Source organism: Pseudalkalibacillus sp. A8, from assembly GCF_045920555.1.
In the GTDB taxonomy this organism is placed as follows: domain Bacteria; phylum Bacillota; class Bacilli; order Bacillales; family Fictibacillaceae; genus Pseudalkalibacillus.
On record NZ_CP174509.1, the window covers coordinates 423,330 to 438,926 of the forward strand.

Annotated in this window: 12 protein-coding genes; 10 read left to right on the plus strand and 2 right to left on the minus strand. The window is 44.9% G+C overall.

The features are described from left to right. Positions 1–17 precede the first annotated feature (17 nt). From ACJROX_RS02280 to ACJROX_RS02295, 4 genes are all read left to right on the plus strand, one after another. Entirely contained in the window at positions 18–1,214 is a 1,197-nt protein-coding gene (locus ACJROX_RS02280) for a CamS family sex pheromone protein (protein ID WP_408009166.1), read from the plus strand. A 220-nt stretch (positions 1,215–1,434) separates the two neighbouring features. Further along, the gene (pruA, locus tag ACJROX_RS02285; RefSeq protein WP_408009167.1) at positions 1,435–2,985 is read left to right on the plus strand and encodes an L-glutamate gamma-semialdehyde dehydrogenase; all 1,551 of its coding nucleotides are present in this window, start codon (positions 1,435–1,437) and stop codon (positions 2,983–2,985) included. A 261-nt stretch (positions 2,986–3,246) separates the two neighbouring features. Beyond that, on the plus strand, positions 3,247–3,804 hold the full coding sequence (locus ACJROX_RS02290; protein ID WP_408009168.1) for a tyrosine-type recombinase/integrase: 558 nt from the start codon (positions 3,247–3,249) through the stop codon (positions 3,802–3,804). Between the two features lie 13 nt (positions 3,805–3,817). Further along, positions 3,818–5,326 (plus strand): potassium/proton antiporter, encoded by a 1,509-nt coding sequence (locus ACJROX_RS02295; RefSeq protein ID WP_408009169.1) that lies wholly within the window; start codon positions 3,818–3,820, stop codon positions 5,324–5,326. A gap of 48 nt (positions 5,327–5,374) precedes the next feature. Here ACJROX_RS02295 and ACJROX_RS02300 read toward each other — a convergent pair whose 3' ends face one another. Continuing rightward, positions 5,375–6,262, minus strand: coding sequence for a YitT family protein (locus tag ACJROX_RS02300; protein ID WP_408011558.1), 888 nt, complete (start codon positions 6,260–6,262; stop codon positions 5,375–5,377). 548 nt (positions 6,263–6,810) lie between these two features. Between ACJROX_RS02300 and putP the strand changes: the two genes are divergently transcribed. Continuing rightward, entirely contained in the window at positions 6,811–8,322 is a 1,512-nt protein-coding gene (gene putP / locus ACJROX_RS02305; protein WP_408009170.1) for a sodium/proline symporter PutP, read from the plus strand. A 78-nt stretch (positions 8,323–8,400) separates the two neighbouring features. Here the strand turns inward: putP and ACJROX_RS02310 are convergent, their stop codons facing one another. After that, the gene (locus ACJROX_RS02310) at positions 8,401–9,321 is read right to left on the minus strand and encodes a DMT family transporter (protein ID WP_408009171.1); all 921 of its coding nucleotides are present in this window, start codon (positions 9,319–9,321) and stop codon (positions 8,401–8,403) included. Positions 9,322–9,451: 130 nt separating this feature from the next. Here ACJROX_RS02310 and ACJROX_RS02315 point away from each other — a divergent pair, with 130 nt between their 5' ends. The 5 genes from ACJROX_RS02315 (at position 9,452) to ACJROX_RS02335 (ending at position 15,575) form a co-directional block, all read left to right on the plus strand. Beyond that, on the plus strand, positions 9,452–10,885 hold the full coding sequence (locus ACJROX_RS02315; protein ID WP_408009172.1) for a PLP-dependent aminotransferase family protein: 1,434 nt from the start codon (positions 9,452–9,454) through the stop codon (positions 10,883–10,885). A gap of 232 nt (positions 10,886–11,117) precedes the next feature. Beyond that, positions 11,118–11,408, plus strand: coding sequence for an Asp-tRNA(Asn)/Glu-tRNA(Gln) amidotransferase subunit GatC (gene gatC / locus ACJROX_RS02320; RefSeq protein WP_408009173.1), 291 nt, complete (start codon positions 11,118–11,120; stop codon positions 11,406–11,408). Positions 11,409–11,426: 18 nt separating this feature from the next. Next, positions 11,427–12,884 carry an Asp-tRNA(Asn)/Glu-tRNA(Gln) amidotransferase subunit GatA gene (gene gatA / locus ACJROX_RS02325; protein ID WP_408009174.1) on the plus strand — a complete coding sequence of 486 codons (1,458 nt, stop codon included), beginning with the start codon at positions 11,427–11,429 and terminating at the stop codon, positions 12,882–12,884. A 15-nt stretch (positions 12,885–12,899) separates the two neighbouring features. After that, positions 12,900–14,333 carry an Asp-tRNA(Asn)/Glu-tRNA(Gln) amidotransferase subunit GatB gene (gene gatB / locus ACJROX_RS02330; RefSeq protein ID WP_408009175.1) on the plus strand — a complete coding sequence of 478 codons (1,434 nt, stop codon included), beginning with the start codon at positions 12,900–12,902 and terminating at the stop codon, positions 14,331–14,333. Between the two features lie 333 nt (positions 14,334–14,666). Beyond that, the gene (locus ACJROX_RS02335) at positions 14,667–15,575 is read left to right on the plus strand and encodes a diacylglycerol kinase (protein ID WP_408009176.1); all 909 of its coding nucleotides are present in this window, start codon (positions 14,667–14,669) and stop codon (positions 15,573–15,575) included. Positions 15,576–15,597 lie beyond the last annotated feature (22 nt).

Consider the following 15,597-nt stretch of genomic DNA (forward strand, 5'->3'; position numbering starts at 1 on the left):
AGTGTACAGTTTAGGGGATGTTTAAAAAGCTATTCGTGATATTCAGTGCCTCTCTGATCCTTTTGTCCGGATGTTTACCCTTCGATAATTTGAAACGAGATGAAGTTGTGGAAGAAGAAGCGAACAACAATGAACAAGCGATTCCTCTACACAACATCAATACGACTGATGACAGATATTATAAATCTTTGAAGAACTATGAGCCGGGGGTTGCACGCGGAGAGATTTCATACGGTGTCGATAACCGGACAGACGTCGATGAATTGGAAACCGGTTTGATGCGGATCTCAAAGGAAACATTTCCGATCGATGATTATTACTTTCAAGATGGCCAATACTTGACGAAGCAGACGATCAGGAATTGGTTGAAACGCTCTTCAGAAGAGCCAGGGACAGATGATAGCCAATTCATTCAGAAGGGCTTGAATCCGGATATTGATGAAAAAGCTTATCAGAAAGCTTCTGTTGATGACAGAAAGGAAATGTTGAAGAAGGACCCGAAGATTCTCTCGTACATTTTAGAACAAAACTATTTACAGGATAGTGGAAAGGATTCTGTTAAACTTGCGGGTATTTCACTCGCGCTTTCTTTCCACTCGACGTATTATTTTACAGTACAGGATGACCAAGGCCGCCTGCACCGTGATGAAGTGAAACTTAACACATCGGATGTGAAGGAGTTCGCTCATAAAACTGGCCAGGAAGTGGTCAACCGTCTGCGTCAGCATCCGGAGCTTCAGGATGTCCCGATTTCAGTCGGACTGTTTCTTGAAGAAAAGCATGGGGCAGTTGTTCCTGGCAACTATTTTGCGAAAACCGTCGTAAAAGGCGGCCAGACGAAAGTGAATTGGGAAAACGTCAACGAGAAGTACTACTTCTTCCCTTCTTCTGAAGCAGAAGAGGATCACCGTGAGGACTATAACACATTCATCCAATTTGAAGAGAAGATCAAAGAGTACTTCCCGAACTATATCGGGGTTGTCGGAAAAGCATTATATCGAAATGATAGGGTTTCAAAGCTGACGATCGAAATTCCGATGAAATTCAACGGGAAGTCTGAAGTGATCTCCTTCACGCAATACGTGAACTATCTGGTGAAGCAGTACTACCCGGATGAAGTCGTCGAGGTCAACATCAAATCTTCACTCGACCAGAACGAAAGCCTCATCGTTTCCGATCCATCGAAGAAAGACTCGATTGTGCATATTTACTAGTTTGCGGTAGTAGAACCGAATGGACGAAGTGCCCATTCGGTTTTTTCGTGTATTTCTTACTCATTTCGGCGAGTAAAAATAAATACCATTTCAATGGAATATTCTGACTATTTCCGGATGTTTGAAAGCGTAAATTTCATAGTGTAGAATGAGGGTGTAATCGAAAACTTGAATGCGTTTTCATTACTACTCTATTGCGATATTGGAGGGGTTCATTCTTATGGTAGTACCTTACAGACACGAGCCATTTACCGATTTCTCAGTTAAGGAAAATCGTGAAGCTTTTGAAGAGGCTTTGAAAAAAGTCGAGAATGAATTATTAGGTAAAGACTATGACCTGATCATCAATGGAGAGTATATCTCTACGGATGATAAGATCGTGTCGATCAATCCTGCGAATAAAGAAGAGGTCATCGGTCGTGTTTCCAAAGCGAACCAAGAGCTCGCTGAAAAGGCGATGCAATCTGCGGACAAAGCTTTTGAAACTTGGCGCAAGGTAGATCCGGAAGAGCGTGCGAACGTTCTATTCCGCGCAGCTGCAGAAATTCGCCGCCGTAAGCATGAATTCTCTGCTTTGATGGTAAAAGAAGCAGGTAAGCCGTGGAAGGAAGCGGATGCTGATACAGCTGAAGCGATTGATTTCCTGGAGTATTACGGACGTCAAATGCTTGAAATCAAGGACGGTAAATCGATCCAAAGTCGTTCAATCGAACACAACCAATACAAATACATTCCTTTAGGTGTTGGAATTACGATTTCTCCATGGAACTTCCCATTTGCGATCATGGCAGGAACGACAGTTGCACCGATCGTCACTGGTAACACGGTAATTTTAAAACCAGCTAGTGCGACGCCAGTCGTTGCAGCATGGTTTGCGGATGTTATGCTTAAAGCGGGAACTCCAGCAGGCGTATTGAACTACTTGCCTGGTAGCGGTTCTGAAGTTGGTGACTATCTTGTCGATCACCCAAGAACCCGGTTCATCAGTTTCACAGGTTCACGTGACGTTGGTACACGTATCTGGGAACGTGCAGCAAAGATCCAAGATGGCCAAAAATGGCTTAAAAACGTAATCGTTGAAATGGGCGGAAAAGATACAGTCTGTGTCGACAAAGACGCTGATCTTGATCTAGCAGCTCAATCAATCGTATACTCCGCATTCGGTTTCGCTGGGCAAAAATGTTCTGCTGGTTCACGTGCGGTTGTTCACCAGGATATTTACGATGAAGTTCTTGAAAAAGCTGTCAAGCTTACAAAAGAGCTTAATGTCGGTCAACCGACAGACCATAACACATACATGGGCCCTGTCATCGACAAAGGCGCATATGACAAAATCATGAGCTATATCGAAATCGGTAAAGAAGAAGGCCGTCTGATGGCTGGTGGGGAAGGTGATGATTCTAAAGGATTCTTCATCGAACCGACGATCTTCGCTGATCTTGACCCGAAAGCTCGCATCATGCAGGAAGAAATCTTCGGACCAGTCGTTGCATTCAGTAAAGCGCGTGACTTCGACCACATGCTGGAAATTGCAAACAACACTGATTATGGTCTTACAGGAGCTCTTCTTACAAACGACCGCAATAAGATCAAGCGCGCGAAAGAAGACTTCCATGTCGGGAACCTTTACTTTAACCGTGGATGTACTGGAGCAATCGTTGGATATCAACCATTCGGTGGATTCAACATGTCTGGGACAGACTCCAAAGCTGGAGGGCCAGACTACCTCGTACAACACATGCAACCGAAGACAACATCAGAAGGACTATAAGGAATATAAAGTAAACTTGGCAAAGCCAAGCCTTTGGCGTAGGCTGAGCCTTAGTTGTAATTATACTGAAGAAAGATATTTCTTTAAGTGTAAAACAAACCCCTGTCTGCCACAGAGCGACGGGGGTTTTTCAGTGTTTTATTTTTTCCTCATATCTATCAGTAACAACAGTTTCCAATTTTCGAAAAACTCAAGCCGCTTGACTTCGATGTGACATAACCCTGTGTTATAATAAAGATATGTAACATAAGGGGGTGTGGTATGAAAACGGTTGAAGCGATTAAAGACGTAGAAAAACTTCAGGCAATGAAACGCTTTTTAAAGAGCCGTTCGTTTAGAGACTATAGTTTATTTATACTTGGCATCAATACTGGTATCCGCATTTACGATTTACTACATATCAGAGTGAACGAACTCATGAGTGAATCCTTCGAGGTCTTTCACTACTTACGATCAGATCTATACACCGACCCTCCTGTCTATTTAAATGATTCTGTTCATCATGCCGTACGTGCATGTATTCAAGAAAGAGCACTCCAACATACCGACTTCTTATTCAAATCAAGGAAAACAAATGAACCGATCAGCAGGCAGCAAGCCTATCGGATCATAAATGAAGCTTCGAAGCATGCAGGTCTTACAGGTTCGACCGGCACACACACCCTTCGGAAAACTTTCGGTTTCCATGCCTATAAAAAAGGCATCGCCATTTCACTCATACAAAAACGATTACAACACCATACCCCCTCTGAGACACGCCAATATATTGGTTTAAAGACTCAAGAAACTATGCCCATTCAACTGGATGTAAACTTATAGGAGGGGTTGGACTATGTTCGAAAATATTTTACACACTGACACCTTTATCTTGCTTACAGCGATTCTTTTCATTGTAAGCGTCATGACGACCAAGTTCTCTGACCGGCTCGGTGTTCCCTCCCTCGTTCTCTTTATGGCGGTTGGGATGATCATGGGAAGCGATGTTTTGAACATCATTTACTTCGATAACGCTAGTACGGCCCAAATGATAGGGGTTTTCGCCCTCATCATCATCTTGTTTGAAGGTGGGCTTCAAACAAAGTGGAACACTCTCCGACCAGTGATTATTCCTTCTCTTTCTCTGGCGACAGTAGGGGTCATTCTGACTTCTGGAATAGTCGCCGTTTTTGCAAAGTTCATTCTAGGCCTGGGCTGGACAGAAGCTATCCTTTTCGGGGCTATTGTCGGTTCTACAGATGCGGCTGCCGTATTCGCTGTGCTGAAAGGCCAGAACATAAACGACCGTGTAGGCACTACATTGGAAGCGGAGTCGGGTTCCAATGATCCTATGGCCGTATTTCTAACCATCGCAGTAATCGAACTGATTACAATCCCTCAAATCAATATTATAAAATTGATCGGTTCCTTCTTTGTTCAAATGGGGCTGGGTCTCATTCTAGGTTATTTGTTCGGTAAGCTATCTGTCGCAGCATTGAATCGGATCAATTTGGATTCAAGCGGGCTTTATCCTTTGTTCGCCATATCCTTTGCATTGCTTACTTATGGGGTTACAGCGTTCATGAATGGCAGCGGTCTTCTTGCCGTATATGTATTAGCAATTATCATCGGAAACGCAGAAATTGTATATAGGCATTCCATTTCACGTTTCTCTGAAGGTTTTGCCTGGATGATGCAAATCTTGATGTTTATTATCCTAGGCCTTCTTGTGTTCCCAGCTGATGTTTTTACATGGGACATCATATGGAAGAGCCTGCTCATCTCAGCCATTTTGATGCTGATTGCCCGCCCGATTGCTGTTTATGTTTCTACGCTCAGGATGAACTTCACGAATAAAGAACTGGCCTTTCTTTCATGGGCTGGATTAAAAGGGGCTGTACCGATTGTTTTGGCGACATTCCCACTGCTTTCGAACATTGAGAATAGCCAACTGATCTTCAACGTTGTCTTCTTCGTAGTTCTCACCAGCTGTTTGATTCAGGGAGCTACGATTACCAAAGTAGCCGATAAGCTTGGATTGACAGGTCCTAAGAAAACAACGCCGATCCATTCCATTGAGCTCGTATCACTAAGAAAGGCTTCTGCTGAGATGCTTGAATATGAGATGGAAGAGGGGGCCGCTATTATTGGGGAAAAGCTGGTTGATATACCTTTTCCTGATGGTTCATTGATCAATGCGATAATCCGTAACGACAAACTAATCACACCGACAGGGAATACGGTCATACATGCTGGAGATTTCCTTTATATCTTGACATCGAAAAAGAGTAAGGAAAAACTAAAACGTCTCTTAAAAGAGAAGGAACCATTCCATGAGGAAGCAATCAACAAGAATTCCTCTTAGACTATTAAAAATAACCGGGACTCCATTGAGGGTTTCCGGCTATTTTTGTTAGTGGATGTTTCTTTTTCTGAAACGCCCGCCCTTGACGTCATGGATATCTCCAACCGCTAAGAACGCTGTTGGATCTAGTTCTTCAACAATACTTTTGAGCTTGGCTTCCTCAAGACGAGTAATGACACAGAAGATGACTTTCTTCGCATCCCCGGTATAGGCACCTTCTCCGTTCAAATAGGTGACACCTCTCCCTAATCGGGCATTCAACGTTTCTGCGATTTCTTTATGTTTATCACTGATGATCCATACAGATTTGGAAGATTCGAAACCTTCGATTGTAATGTCGATCATTTTAAAAGCAATGAAGTAAGCGATCAACGAATACATCGCCCGTTCCCAGCCGAACACAAAGCCTGCACTTCCTAAAATGAAAAGATTGAAGAACATGACGACTTCGCCGACCGAAAATGGTGTCGCCTTATTAAAAAGAATAGCCAGGATTTCAGTCCCATCCAGGGACCCTCCGTAGCGGATCACCAAGCCTACGCCAATCCCTAAGATAATCCCACCAAAGACGGATGCCAGCAGAGGATCATCTGTTAAAACCGGAACAGGGTGCAGCCATAGAGTGAAAATAGAAAGGGAAGTGACGCCGAATAAAGTGGTGAGAGCAAAGGTTTTACCAATTTGTTTGTAACCAATGAAAAAGAATGGAAGATTCAAAAGGAGAAGCAAGTACCCCAGTTTAATACCACTCAAGTGTGAAAGGATGATAGAGATCCCTACAATCCCTCCGTCAATGATCTGGTTAGGGACCAAAAAGATTTCCAACCCGATAGCTACCGACAATGCCCCTAATGGAACCAAAATGATACGTTTAGCCAATTGGGTTTTTGATAATTTTTTATGCTGAGTCTTTATTCGTGGATTTGGTTCAAACAATCCCTCCAAATATCCATCCCCCTTAACCCCTTAGAATTGCATAACAACGACATCTCTATTATCTTTATTATACATGACAACAAGTCCATAGTGTTCCGTTTCTAAACATGGAGTTAAATAATATTGGCTATGACAGGGGAAAATGGAGGGTATATAGTATAAAAATCACTTCGTGTGGTAAAATTATCCTCAAATTTATCTTCATAAATTTTTATGAATAGATATTATTATATGTGGTTGAAAAGGCTTACATTTTCACGATATTTGAATAAATATACATTAACTTCGATTAATAATAATTGACACAATGTTCTAAAAGCTATATTATGTTATGGTCTTTAATAGTGGCAACAAATGCGGGATATTGAGCAAGGCGAGAATAAATTATTTTTGCATAATACTTGCATATTAAAGGACGGGAGGTGCTCATGTGGAAGAATTCAGTCTATCAGCAGCAACGTGGTTTTGGTTACTAATTCCTATGCCTTTAGTCGTTATTTTATCTATCATATCGTATTTTGTTGAATCGAAGGGAGAGAATTGATTAGATGGGTATTGATACGCCTACGTTAATAACATTCATTATTTATCTTGTGGTAATGCTTGCGATCGGAGTCGTTTCCTATCGCTTGACAAGTAACTTATCAGATTATGTATTAGGAGGAAGAAGCCTTACTCCAGGAGTAGCAGCACTTAGTGCGGGTGCTTCGGATATGAGTGGTTGGCTCTTGCTCGGCTTGCCAGGGGCTGTTTACGCTGGTGGTATGAACGCAGCATGGATCGGAATCGGTCTATCTATTGGTGCTTATTTGAACTGGCAGTTTGTTGCAAAACGGCTTCGTCAGTATACGGAAGTTTCAAACGATTCGATCACGATCCCAGATTATTTTGAAAATCGTTTCCGAGACAACTCTAAAATCTTACGTGTTATCTCTGCAATTGTCATTCTATTTTTCTTTACTGTTTATACGGCTTCAGGACTTGTAGGGGGAGCTAAGCTTTTCCAATCTTCATTTGACATGACTTATACGGCAGCATTATGGATTGGAGCAGCAGTCATCATCTCTTACACATTCCTGGGCGGATTCCTTGCAGTAAGCTGGACTGACTTCATTCAAGGTATCCTGATGTTCTTAGCCTTGATTATTGTTCCGATTGTTGCGGTCAACAAGGTTGGCGGCTGGAATGAAACCATCAACCAAGTAGGAGCTGTAGATGCAAGCTACGTCGATATCATGGCAGGTATGGGTGGCGTTGCAGGATTCCTCGCAATCGTTTCCTCGCTTGCATGGGGTCTTGGTTACTTTGGACAACCTCATATCCTGACTCGTTTCATGGCTGTAAGATCTTCAAAAGACATTCCGAAGGCTCGTATGATCGGAATGACATGGATGGTCGTTTCTCTATTCGGTGCCATCTTCACAGGTCTAGCTGGTATCGCTTACTTTGCAGACAACCCGCTTGAAGGTGCAGCGACTGAAACTGTATTCATTTTGTTCACGCAAGTCTTATTCGATCCTTGGGTATCAGGTATCCTGCTTGCAGCGATCCTTGCGGCAATCATGAGTACAGTCGACTCTCAATTGCTTGTTTCCTCAAGTGCTCTTGCTGAAGACTTTTACAAAGCGATCCTGAGAAAAGAAGCGAGTGAAAAAGAATTGGTATGGATCGGTCGTTTCGCAGTAATTGGAATTGCTCTTATTGCCGGATTGATCGCTTCCAATCCTGAATCTCGCGTATTGGAACTAGTAAGTTACGCATGGGCAGGATTCGGTGCTGCATTCGGACCTGTTATCATCCTTTCACTATTCTGGAAACGTATGACTCGTAACGGTGCGCTTGCAGGAATCATTGTCGGTGCAGTGACGGTTGTGCTTTGGAAGACGCTTTCAACTCCGCCTGCAGGAGCAGAACAAACGGAAGCAGTCATTCCATTCGCACTTTATGAAATCATTCCAGGATTCATCCTTGCAACGATTGCCATCATCATTGTAAGCATGATGGGCAGAGGACCAAAACAAGAAGTGAAAGATGAATTCACAGAAGCTGTTGAAGAATAAAATGAGATATAAGAAAGACTGGCTCAAGGGGTATACACCTCCTAAGCCAGTCTTTTTTTAATCCGTGCCAGGCACCGGTCATACGTTCGAGCGGGTCATTTCACCGTTCCGGACCAATTTTAATAGTGTCGTCCGGTTGGTCAGCAACACGCCGGAAATGATCAGGAATGCGCCCACGATCATGACTGGGGACAATGCTTCCTGTAAAAACAAGTAGCCTACGAAAATGGCTATCAATGGCGAGACATACAGCCACGTCGATGGGAAGATTGGATTCGTTTTTGAAATCAGCCAGTAATAGAGTCCGTGTCCCCCGATCGATCCCACCAATATCAAGTAAAGCAGGGCGATCTGTGCATTAGAATTTGCAACGAGTGAAGAGAAACTAGGTTCCTCGACTACGAATGAAAAGAGTATAAGCATAACTCCTCCGTAAAACATTTGCACCCCATTCATCAAAAATGGGGAGAAGCGATGTTCTGTCGCAAAATAGCGTTTTGAAAAGACCGATCCGTATCCGTAGCCGATTTCTCCGATCAACACTACAATACATCCGATCAGCCAAAGGTAAGAAAGCGTCTCGCCCAAACCGGGTAGTGAGATGCAGACGACACCAACAAGTGCAATCACCAGCCCGGTCACCTTGATAAAATCAAGTTCAGCTTCCTTCCGTTGCCTCTGAATCAACAGGATCATCATCGGACCAGTCGCGGAGAGGACAGCAGCTAATCCTGACGTAATGTATTGCTCAGCCCAATAGAGGGTCGAAAAGGTCATGAACGTAATACAGAAGCCTACGACCATAAGCTGTTTGGACATGAGCGCCTCGACAACAGGATGTTTTTTAATCGCAAAAAAGCCAAGAACAAGCAGGCCAGCAATCATAAATCGGACCCCGCCAGAAAGAATTGGTGTCGCACCTGCTTCAATCCCGACTTTTATAAAAAGAAAAGTCGTACCGAATATTACGCAGACAAGAATGTAATTGATCAAGACCATATGAAAACCTCCTTTTCAGTTAAGAGGAGTATAAAGCAGTAAATGTATAACAGTTTTACAGGGCGTATAACAGTTCCTCTTGTAAAACGTTGCGATTTCAGCTTTACTTATAGAAAAAGGAGGGCTGGATATGAAACTAGTCCTGAAGAAAGAGGCTGCCACACCGATCCATCAACAAATCTATCATCAGCTTGTAAACCGGATCCAGACGGGAGCGGTAGCGGCTGGGGAAAAGATGCCTTCGTTACGGTGGTTATCAAAAGAGTTGGATTTGAATTATCTGACGATCAACAAAGTCTACCAACACTTGGAGGAAGAAGGTTATATTGAAATCCTCCACGGAAAGGGCGCTTATGTTAAAAGTCGTCATACTGGCCACCCATCCTTACAAAGGGATGAACAACAGGATAGTTTCTCGCCTCTCCTTACACGTTCGCAATATCTGATGCAGCGCTCGAAACATCAATACGATTTTTCAAAAGCAGTCGTATCCCCCGGGCTTCTGCCCAGTCATTTTCTAGCAGAGCAGGCGAAAGCGATCTTTGATTTGCACCCGATGATTTTGACGACGTATGGACCCGTGGAAGGGGATGAAGAGCTCCGTAAAGAAGTGTCCGCTTATTTGGACAATCAGCTTGGTTATAAACCACCTTTGGATGAAATCCTGATAACGAGTGGGGTCCAACAGGCGATCAATGTGGTCGCAAACACGTATCTGACGCCGACAGATACGGTAGCGGTTGAAAGCCCGTGTTATGGTGCGGCGCTCGACACGTTCATGAACAAGGGAAATGCGATTCTGCAGATTCCGATTGATCTAAGCGGTATGAGGACCGATCTATTGGAGGAGCAATGCCGAAAGAACCCTCCAAAGCTCGTTTACGTCAATCCCACCTTTCATAACCCAACTGGGGCATCTATGAGTGAAAAGCGTCGCAAAGAGCTTCTGGAGCTTGCTGAAACGTATCATTTCCTCATCATTGAGGACGATTCGTTCAATGAAATCTATTTTGATGGGGTGCTGCCCCCGAAACCGATCAAGTACTTTGATACGACTGGTCATTGTATCTTTTTAAAAGGATTCAGCAAAACGATGGCGCCGGGAATCCGCTTAGGGGCACTCATAGCGGATAAGCGGCTTTATGAGCAGGTCTTTATTGCAAAGGCATCCATGGATGTTGGAAGCCCGCTCTTGAACCAAAAGGTGATCCTCCCGTTCATGAAAACACAGCGGATGAAGGACCACCTTGAGAAATTGAGGATCGCCTTGCAAATCCGACGGGATATGACAGCTGACATTCTGGAAATGTGCTTGAAAGACCGGATTAGATATGAACTACCGAAAGGCGGGTTGAATTTGTGGGTCAAGCTTCCTGAGGAGATTGACATGCGCGCATTACAGAAGCGGGCATCTGAACATTCGATTTCCTTTCTACCAGGGAGCGCATGTTATGCTACGAATGAACCGACACAAGAGATACGCATCAGCTACTCCGGCCTCAGCGACCGCGATAACACCGAAGGTATCACTAAACTCGGCAAACTCATCGCGGAAATGTTGTAGGAGATCGGAGCCAGGCATTTTCAATATAGCGATGCAATTTCGGATTTTATCGGTGCAATTTCGGTTTTTATCGGTGCAAATGGAAAATTTATCGGTGAAGTCCGAAATTTATCGTTAATTTTACGTGAAAGAAGGATAATCTACCTCTCTACTCCATGATTGTTGATATGAGCGGGTTCTTTTTGGTATCATCAGTATATTGCAATAGGTACGATTTTTGGAGGTGGAAGAAGTGGCCCGAATTACGAAGGAAGAAGTGAAGCACGTTGCGAAGCTAGCGCGGCTCGCGGTGACTGAGGAAGAAGCGGAAATGTTCACGAATCAGCTTGACGCGATCATCGGCTATGCAGAGCAACTGAAAGAATTGGATACAGATAACGTGGAACCGACTACACACGTTTTAGACATGAAAAATGTTCTCCGTGAAGACGAGGCGAAGAGCTGGTTGACACGTGAGGAAGCATTAAAGAATACACCAGACACGCAAAACGGACTAATTAAAGTTCCAGCTGTTTTAGAGTAGGGAGGGAGAAGACGGACGATGTCTTTATTTGAAAAGAAGATCTCAGAGCTGCATGAGCTCCTACATAAAAAGGAAATGAAGGTAAGCGAACTCGTCGACGCTTCCTTCTCAAGGATCAACGAAGTAGACGATAAAGTGAAAGCCTTCTTGACGCTGAATGAAGAAGGTGCAAGAGAACAAGCGAAGTTCCTCGATAGCAAAATGGGGACCGACGAAATGCGAGGACTCCTATTCGGCCTGCCGATCGGTGTGAAGGACAACATCTCAACGAAGGGTCTGCGCACGACTTGCGGAAGCCAGCTGCTCGCAAACTTCGAGCCTGTTTTCGATGCAACAGTCGTTGAGAGATTGAAAAATGCCGAAACGATCACAGTCGGAAAATTGAACATGGACGAATTCGCGATGGGTTCTTCCAATGAAAACTCAGGATTTTTCCAAACACGAAACCCATGGAACACAGATTATGTACCAGGTGGGTCAAGCGGTGGATCAGCAGCTGCAGTAGCTGCAGGAGAAGTCTTTTTCTCCCTCGGTTCTGACACAGGCGGTTCGATCCGACAGCCAGCAGCATACTGTGGTGTCGTAGGTTTGAAACCGACATATGGGCGGGTTTCCCGTTTCGGCCTTGTCGCGTTCGCCTCTTCTCTTGACCAGATCGGCCCGATCACAACGTCAGTCGAAGACAACGCGTTTTTATTCCAGGCGATCAGCGGTTATGACAAGATGGATTCGACATCTGCAAACGTCGATAACCAGGACTACACGGCAGCCCTCACTGGTGACGTCAAAGGCCTGAAAATCGCGGTACCGAAAGAATATATCGGTGAAGGTGTCGATGAAGACGTCAAGAACCGGATCATGGAAGCCCTCAAAGTTCTCGAAGGCAAGGGGGCAGAGTGGGAAGAGGTTTCACTCCCACACTCCAAATATGGTGTCGCAACCTATTACTTGCTGGCATCATCTGAAGCGTCCTCTAACCTGGCACGCTTCGACGGTGTCCGTTACGGTGTCCGAACCGAAAACGCGGACAACCTGCTTGAGCTTTACAACCATACGCGCAGCGAAGGATTCGGTGACGAAGTGAAGCGCCGGATCATGCTCGGAACGTTCGCGTTGAGCTCTGGTTTTTACGATGCGTACTATAAAAAAGCACAGAAGGTCCGTACATTGATCAAGAACGACTTTGACGAAGTTTTTGAAAAATATGATGTCATCCTCGGACCGACAGCGCCGACAACCGCGTTCAAGATCGGGGCGAAAACTGATGACCCGCTCACAATGTACGCGAACGATATCCTGACAATCCCGGTCAACCTTGCCGGGGTGCCTGCAATTTCCGTCCCGTGCGGACTCTCCAATGGGCTGCCTGTTGGACTACAAATCATCGGAAAAGCGTTTGATGAAAGTACGATCTATCGTGTTGCTCACGCATACGAGCAAGCGACGGATCATCATCAAAACAAACCGCAACTGTAAGGGGGGACGAAAAAGATGCATTTTGAAACGATTATCGGACTTGAGGTCCATGCTGAACTGAAAACGAACTCGAAGATCTTCTGCAGCTGCTCCACAGAATTCGGAGCACCGCCGAACACGAACGTCTGCCCGATCTGTCTTGGACACCCAGGTGTTTTGCCTGTCGTGAACAAGCAAGCGGTTGACTTCGCGATGCGCGCGGCAATGGCTTTGAACTGCGAAATCACTAGAGAAACGAAATTCGATCGTAAAAACTATTTCTATCCGGACAACCCGAAGGCGTATCAGATTTCTCAATTTGATAAGCCGATCGGCCAAAACGGCTGGATTGAAATCGAAGTCGACGGTAAGAAAAAGAAAATCGGGATCACACGCCTTCATATGGAAGAGGATGCTGGTAAATCGATGCACGCCGAAGACGGAACGCATTCCCTTGTGGACTTGAACCGCCAGGGTACTCCGCTTGTTGAGATCGTATCAGAGCCTGACATCCGTACACCGGAAGAAGCCTATGCATACTTAGAAAAACTGAAGGCGATCCTGCAATATACGGAAGTTTCCGATTGTAAAATGGAAGAAGGCTCGTTGCGCTGTGACGCGAACATCTCCCTCCGCCCAGTCGGACAGGAAGAGTTCGGCACGAAGACGGAGCTGAAGAACCTGAACTCGTTCGCGAATGTGCAAAAGGGACTTGCTCATGAAGAAGTCCGCCAGGAGCAAGTGCTTCTCAGCGGCGGAGAAATTCTTCAGGAGACACGCCGCTTTGACGAACAGTCCAAGAAAACGATTCTCATGCGCGTTAAAGAAGGCTCTGACGACTACCGTTACTTCCCAGAGCCGGATCTCGTCGGGCTTTCAATCGATGAAGCTTGGATCGAGCGTGTGAAATCAGGGATTCCAGAGCTTCCGGATGCGCGTAAGCAGCGCTACATCGACGAATTGAAGCTCCCAGCATATGATGCGAAGGTTTTAACCCAGTCGAAGAAAATGTCCGATTTCTTTGAAAAAGTATTGGACAATGGCGCTGACGCAAAAGCTGCATCAAACTGGATGATGGGTGAGGTTTCCGCGTACTTGAACGCTGAGTACAAGGAGATCGATGAAGTCGCCCTTACACCAGAGGGTCTTGCGAAAATGATCGAGCTTATCGAAAAAGGAACGATCTCTTCCAAGATTGCGAAGAAAGTGTTCAAAGAGCTGATCGAAAAAGGCGGCGACCCAGAAGTCATCGTCAAGGAAAAAGGACTCGTCCAGATTTCGGATGAAGGCGAGCTTCGCGGTATCGTTACTGGAATTTTAGATGAGAACGAACAATCGATCCTCGACTATAAAAACGGTAAGGACCGGGCTCTCGGATTCCTCGTCGGCCAAGTGATGAAGGCGACGAAAGGAAAAGCGAACCCGCCGATGGTCAACAAACTGATTGTCGAAGAAATTGAAAAGCGCTAAGTAATGAAGAAGCCCTTTAAGGAGGGCTTCTTTTTTCAAGTTCCATTAAAGGCCTCTTCATTATTCTGGGTGACTTTGACAGAACTGAAGTTTATTTTGACAAAAGCCAAGTTTTTCTTAACAAAACTGGAGATTATTTTGACAAAATCATAAATCATTTGCACATTTGACTTCAAAACTGAACCAGGTAAAATATCACAATATATTGCTTTGCATTTTGGATTTAAGGTCACTATAATAAGATGGACGGAAACAATTAAAGGAAATATTTTACACACCATTTGTCCGGATCTATTTCTTTGAACCTAATAGAAAAAAATCAGGTGATCTATTATGAAACGAGCTCGATTAATTTATAACCCGACATCAGGCAGGGAGCAGGTCAAGCGCCAGCTTCCGTACATCCTGGAAAAATTGGAGAAGGCAGGCTACGAGACTTCAGCTCATGCAACCTGTGCCGATGAAGGAGATGCCACCAGGGCAGCAAGTCTAGCAGTTGAACGTGAATTCGATCTTGTCATTGCGGCTGGCGGGGATGGAACGATCTACGAGGTCATCAATGGCATCGCAGAGCTCCCGAATCGACCGAAGATGGGAATCATCCCTGCAGGTACGACCAACGACTTCGCGCGCGCCCTCGGGGTGCCAAGGACCATCGAGAAAGCAGTTGATGTTTTATGTGATGGTGTCGACATCCCTGTAGATATTGGCCGTGTGAACGGAAAATACTTTGTCAATATCGCTGGCGGCGGTAAACTCACAGAACTGACCTACGCCGTACCGAGCCAGATGAAGACGATGATCGGACAGCTAGCGTATTACTTGAAAGGGATGGAGATGCTCCCTTCGATCCGCCCGACCAACGTCAAAATCGAATACGATGACAAAGTTTACGAAGGTGACATCATGCTTTTCCTGGTCGCTAACACGAACTCTGTCGGAGGTTTTGAAAAACTGGCACCGTTATCTGAATTCAATGACGGCTATTTCGACCTCATCATTTTGAAAAAAGCGAACCTCGCTGAGTTCATCCGTGTCGCAACGCTCGCAATCAAAGGCGATCACATTCGGGATGAACACGTCATTTATGAAAAAGCACGACGGATCAAGATCTATACCGATGAAAAAATGCAGTTGAACCTGGATGGAGAATACGGCGGCCTGCTTCCAGGCGAATTCATGAACCTCAGGCACCATCTGCAAATGATTGTCCCGGAAGAACGCTTTGAAACAGACAAATAAAAAAACTGAACCCGGCCCACAA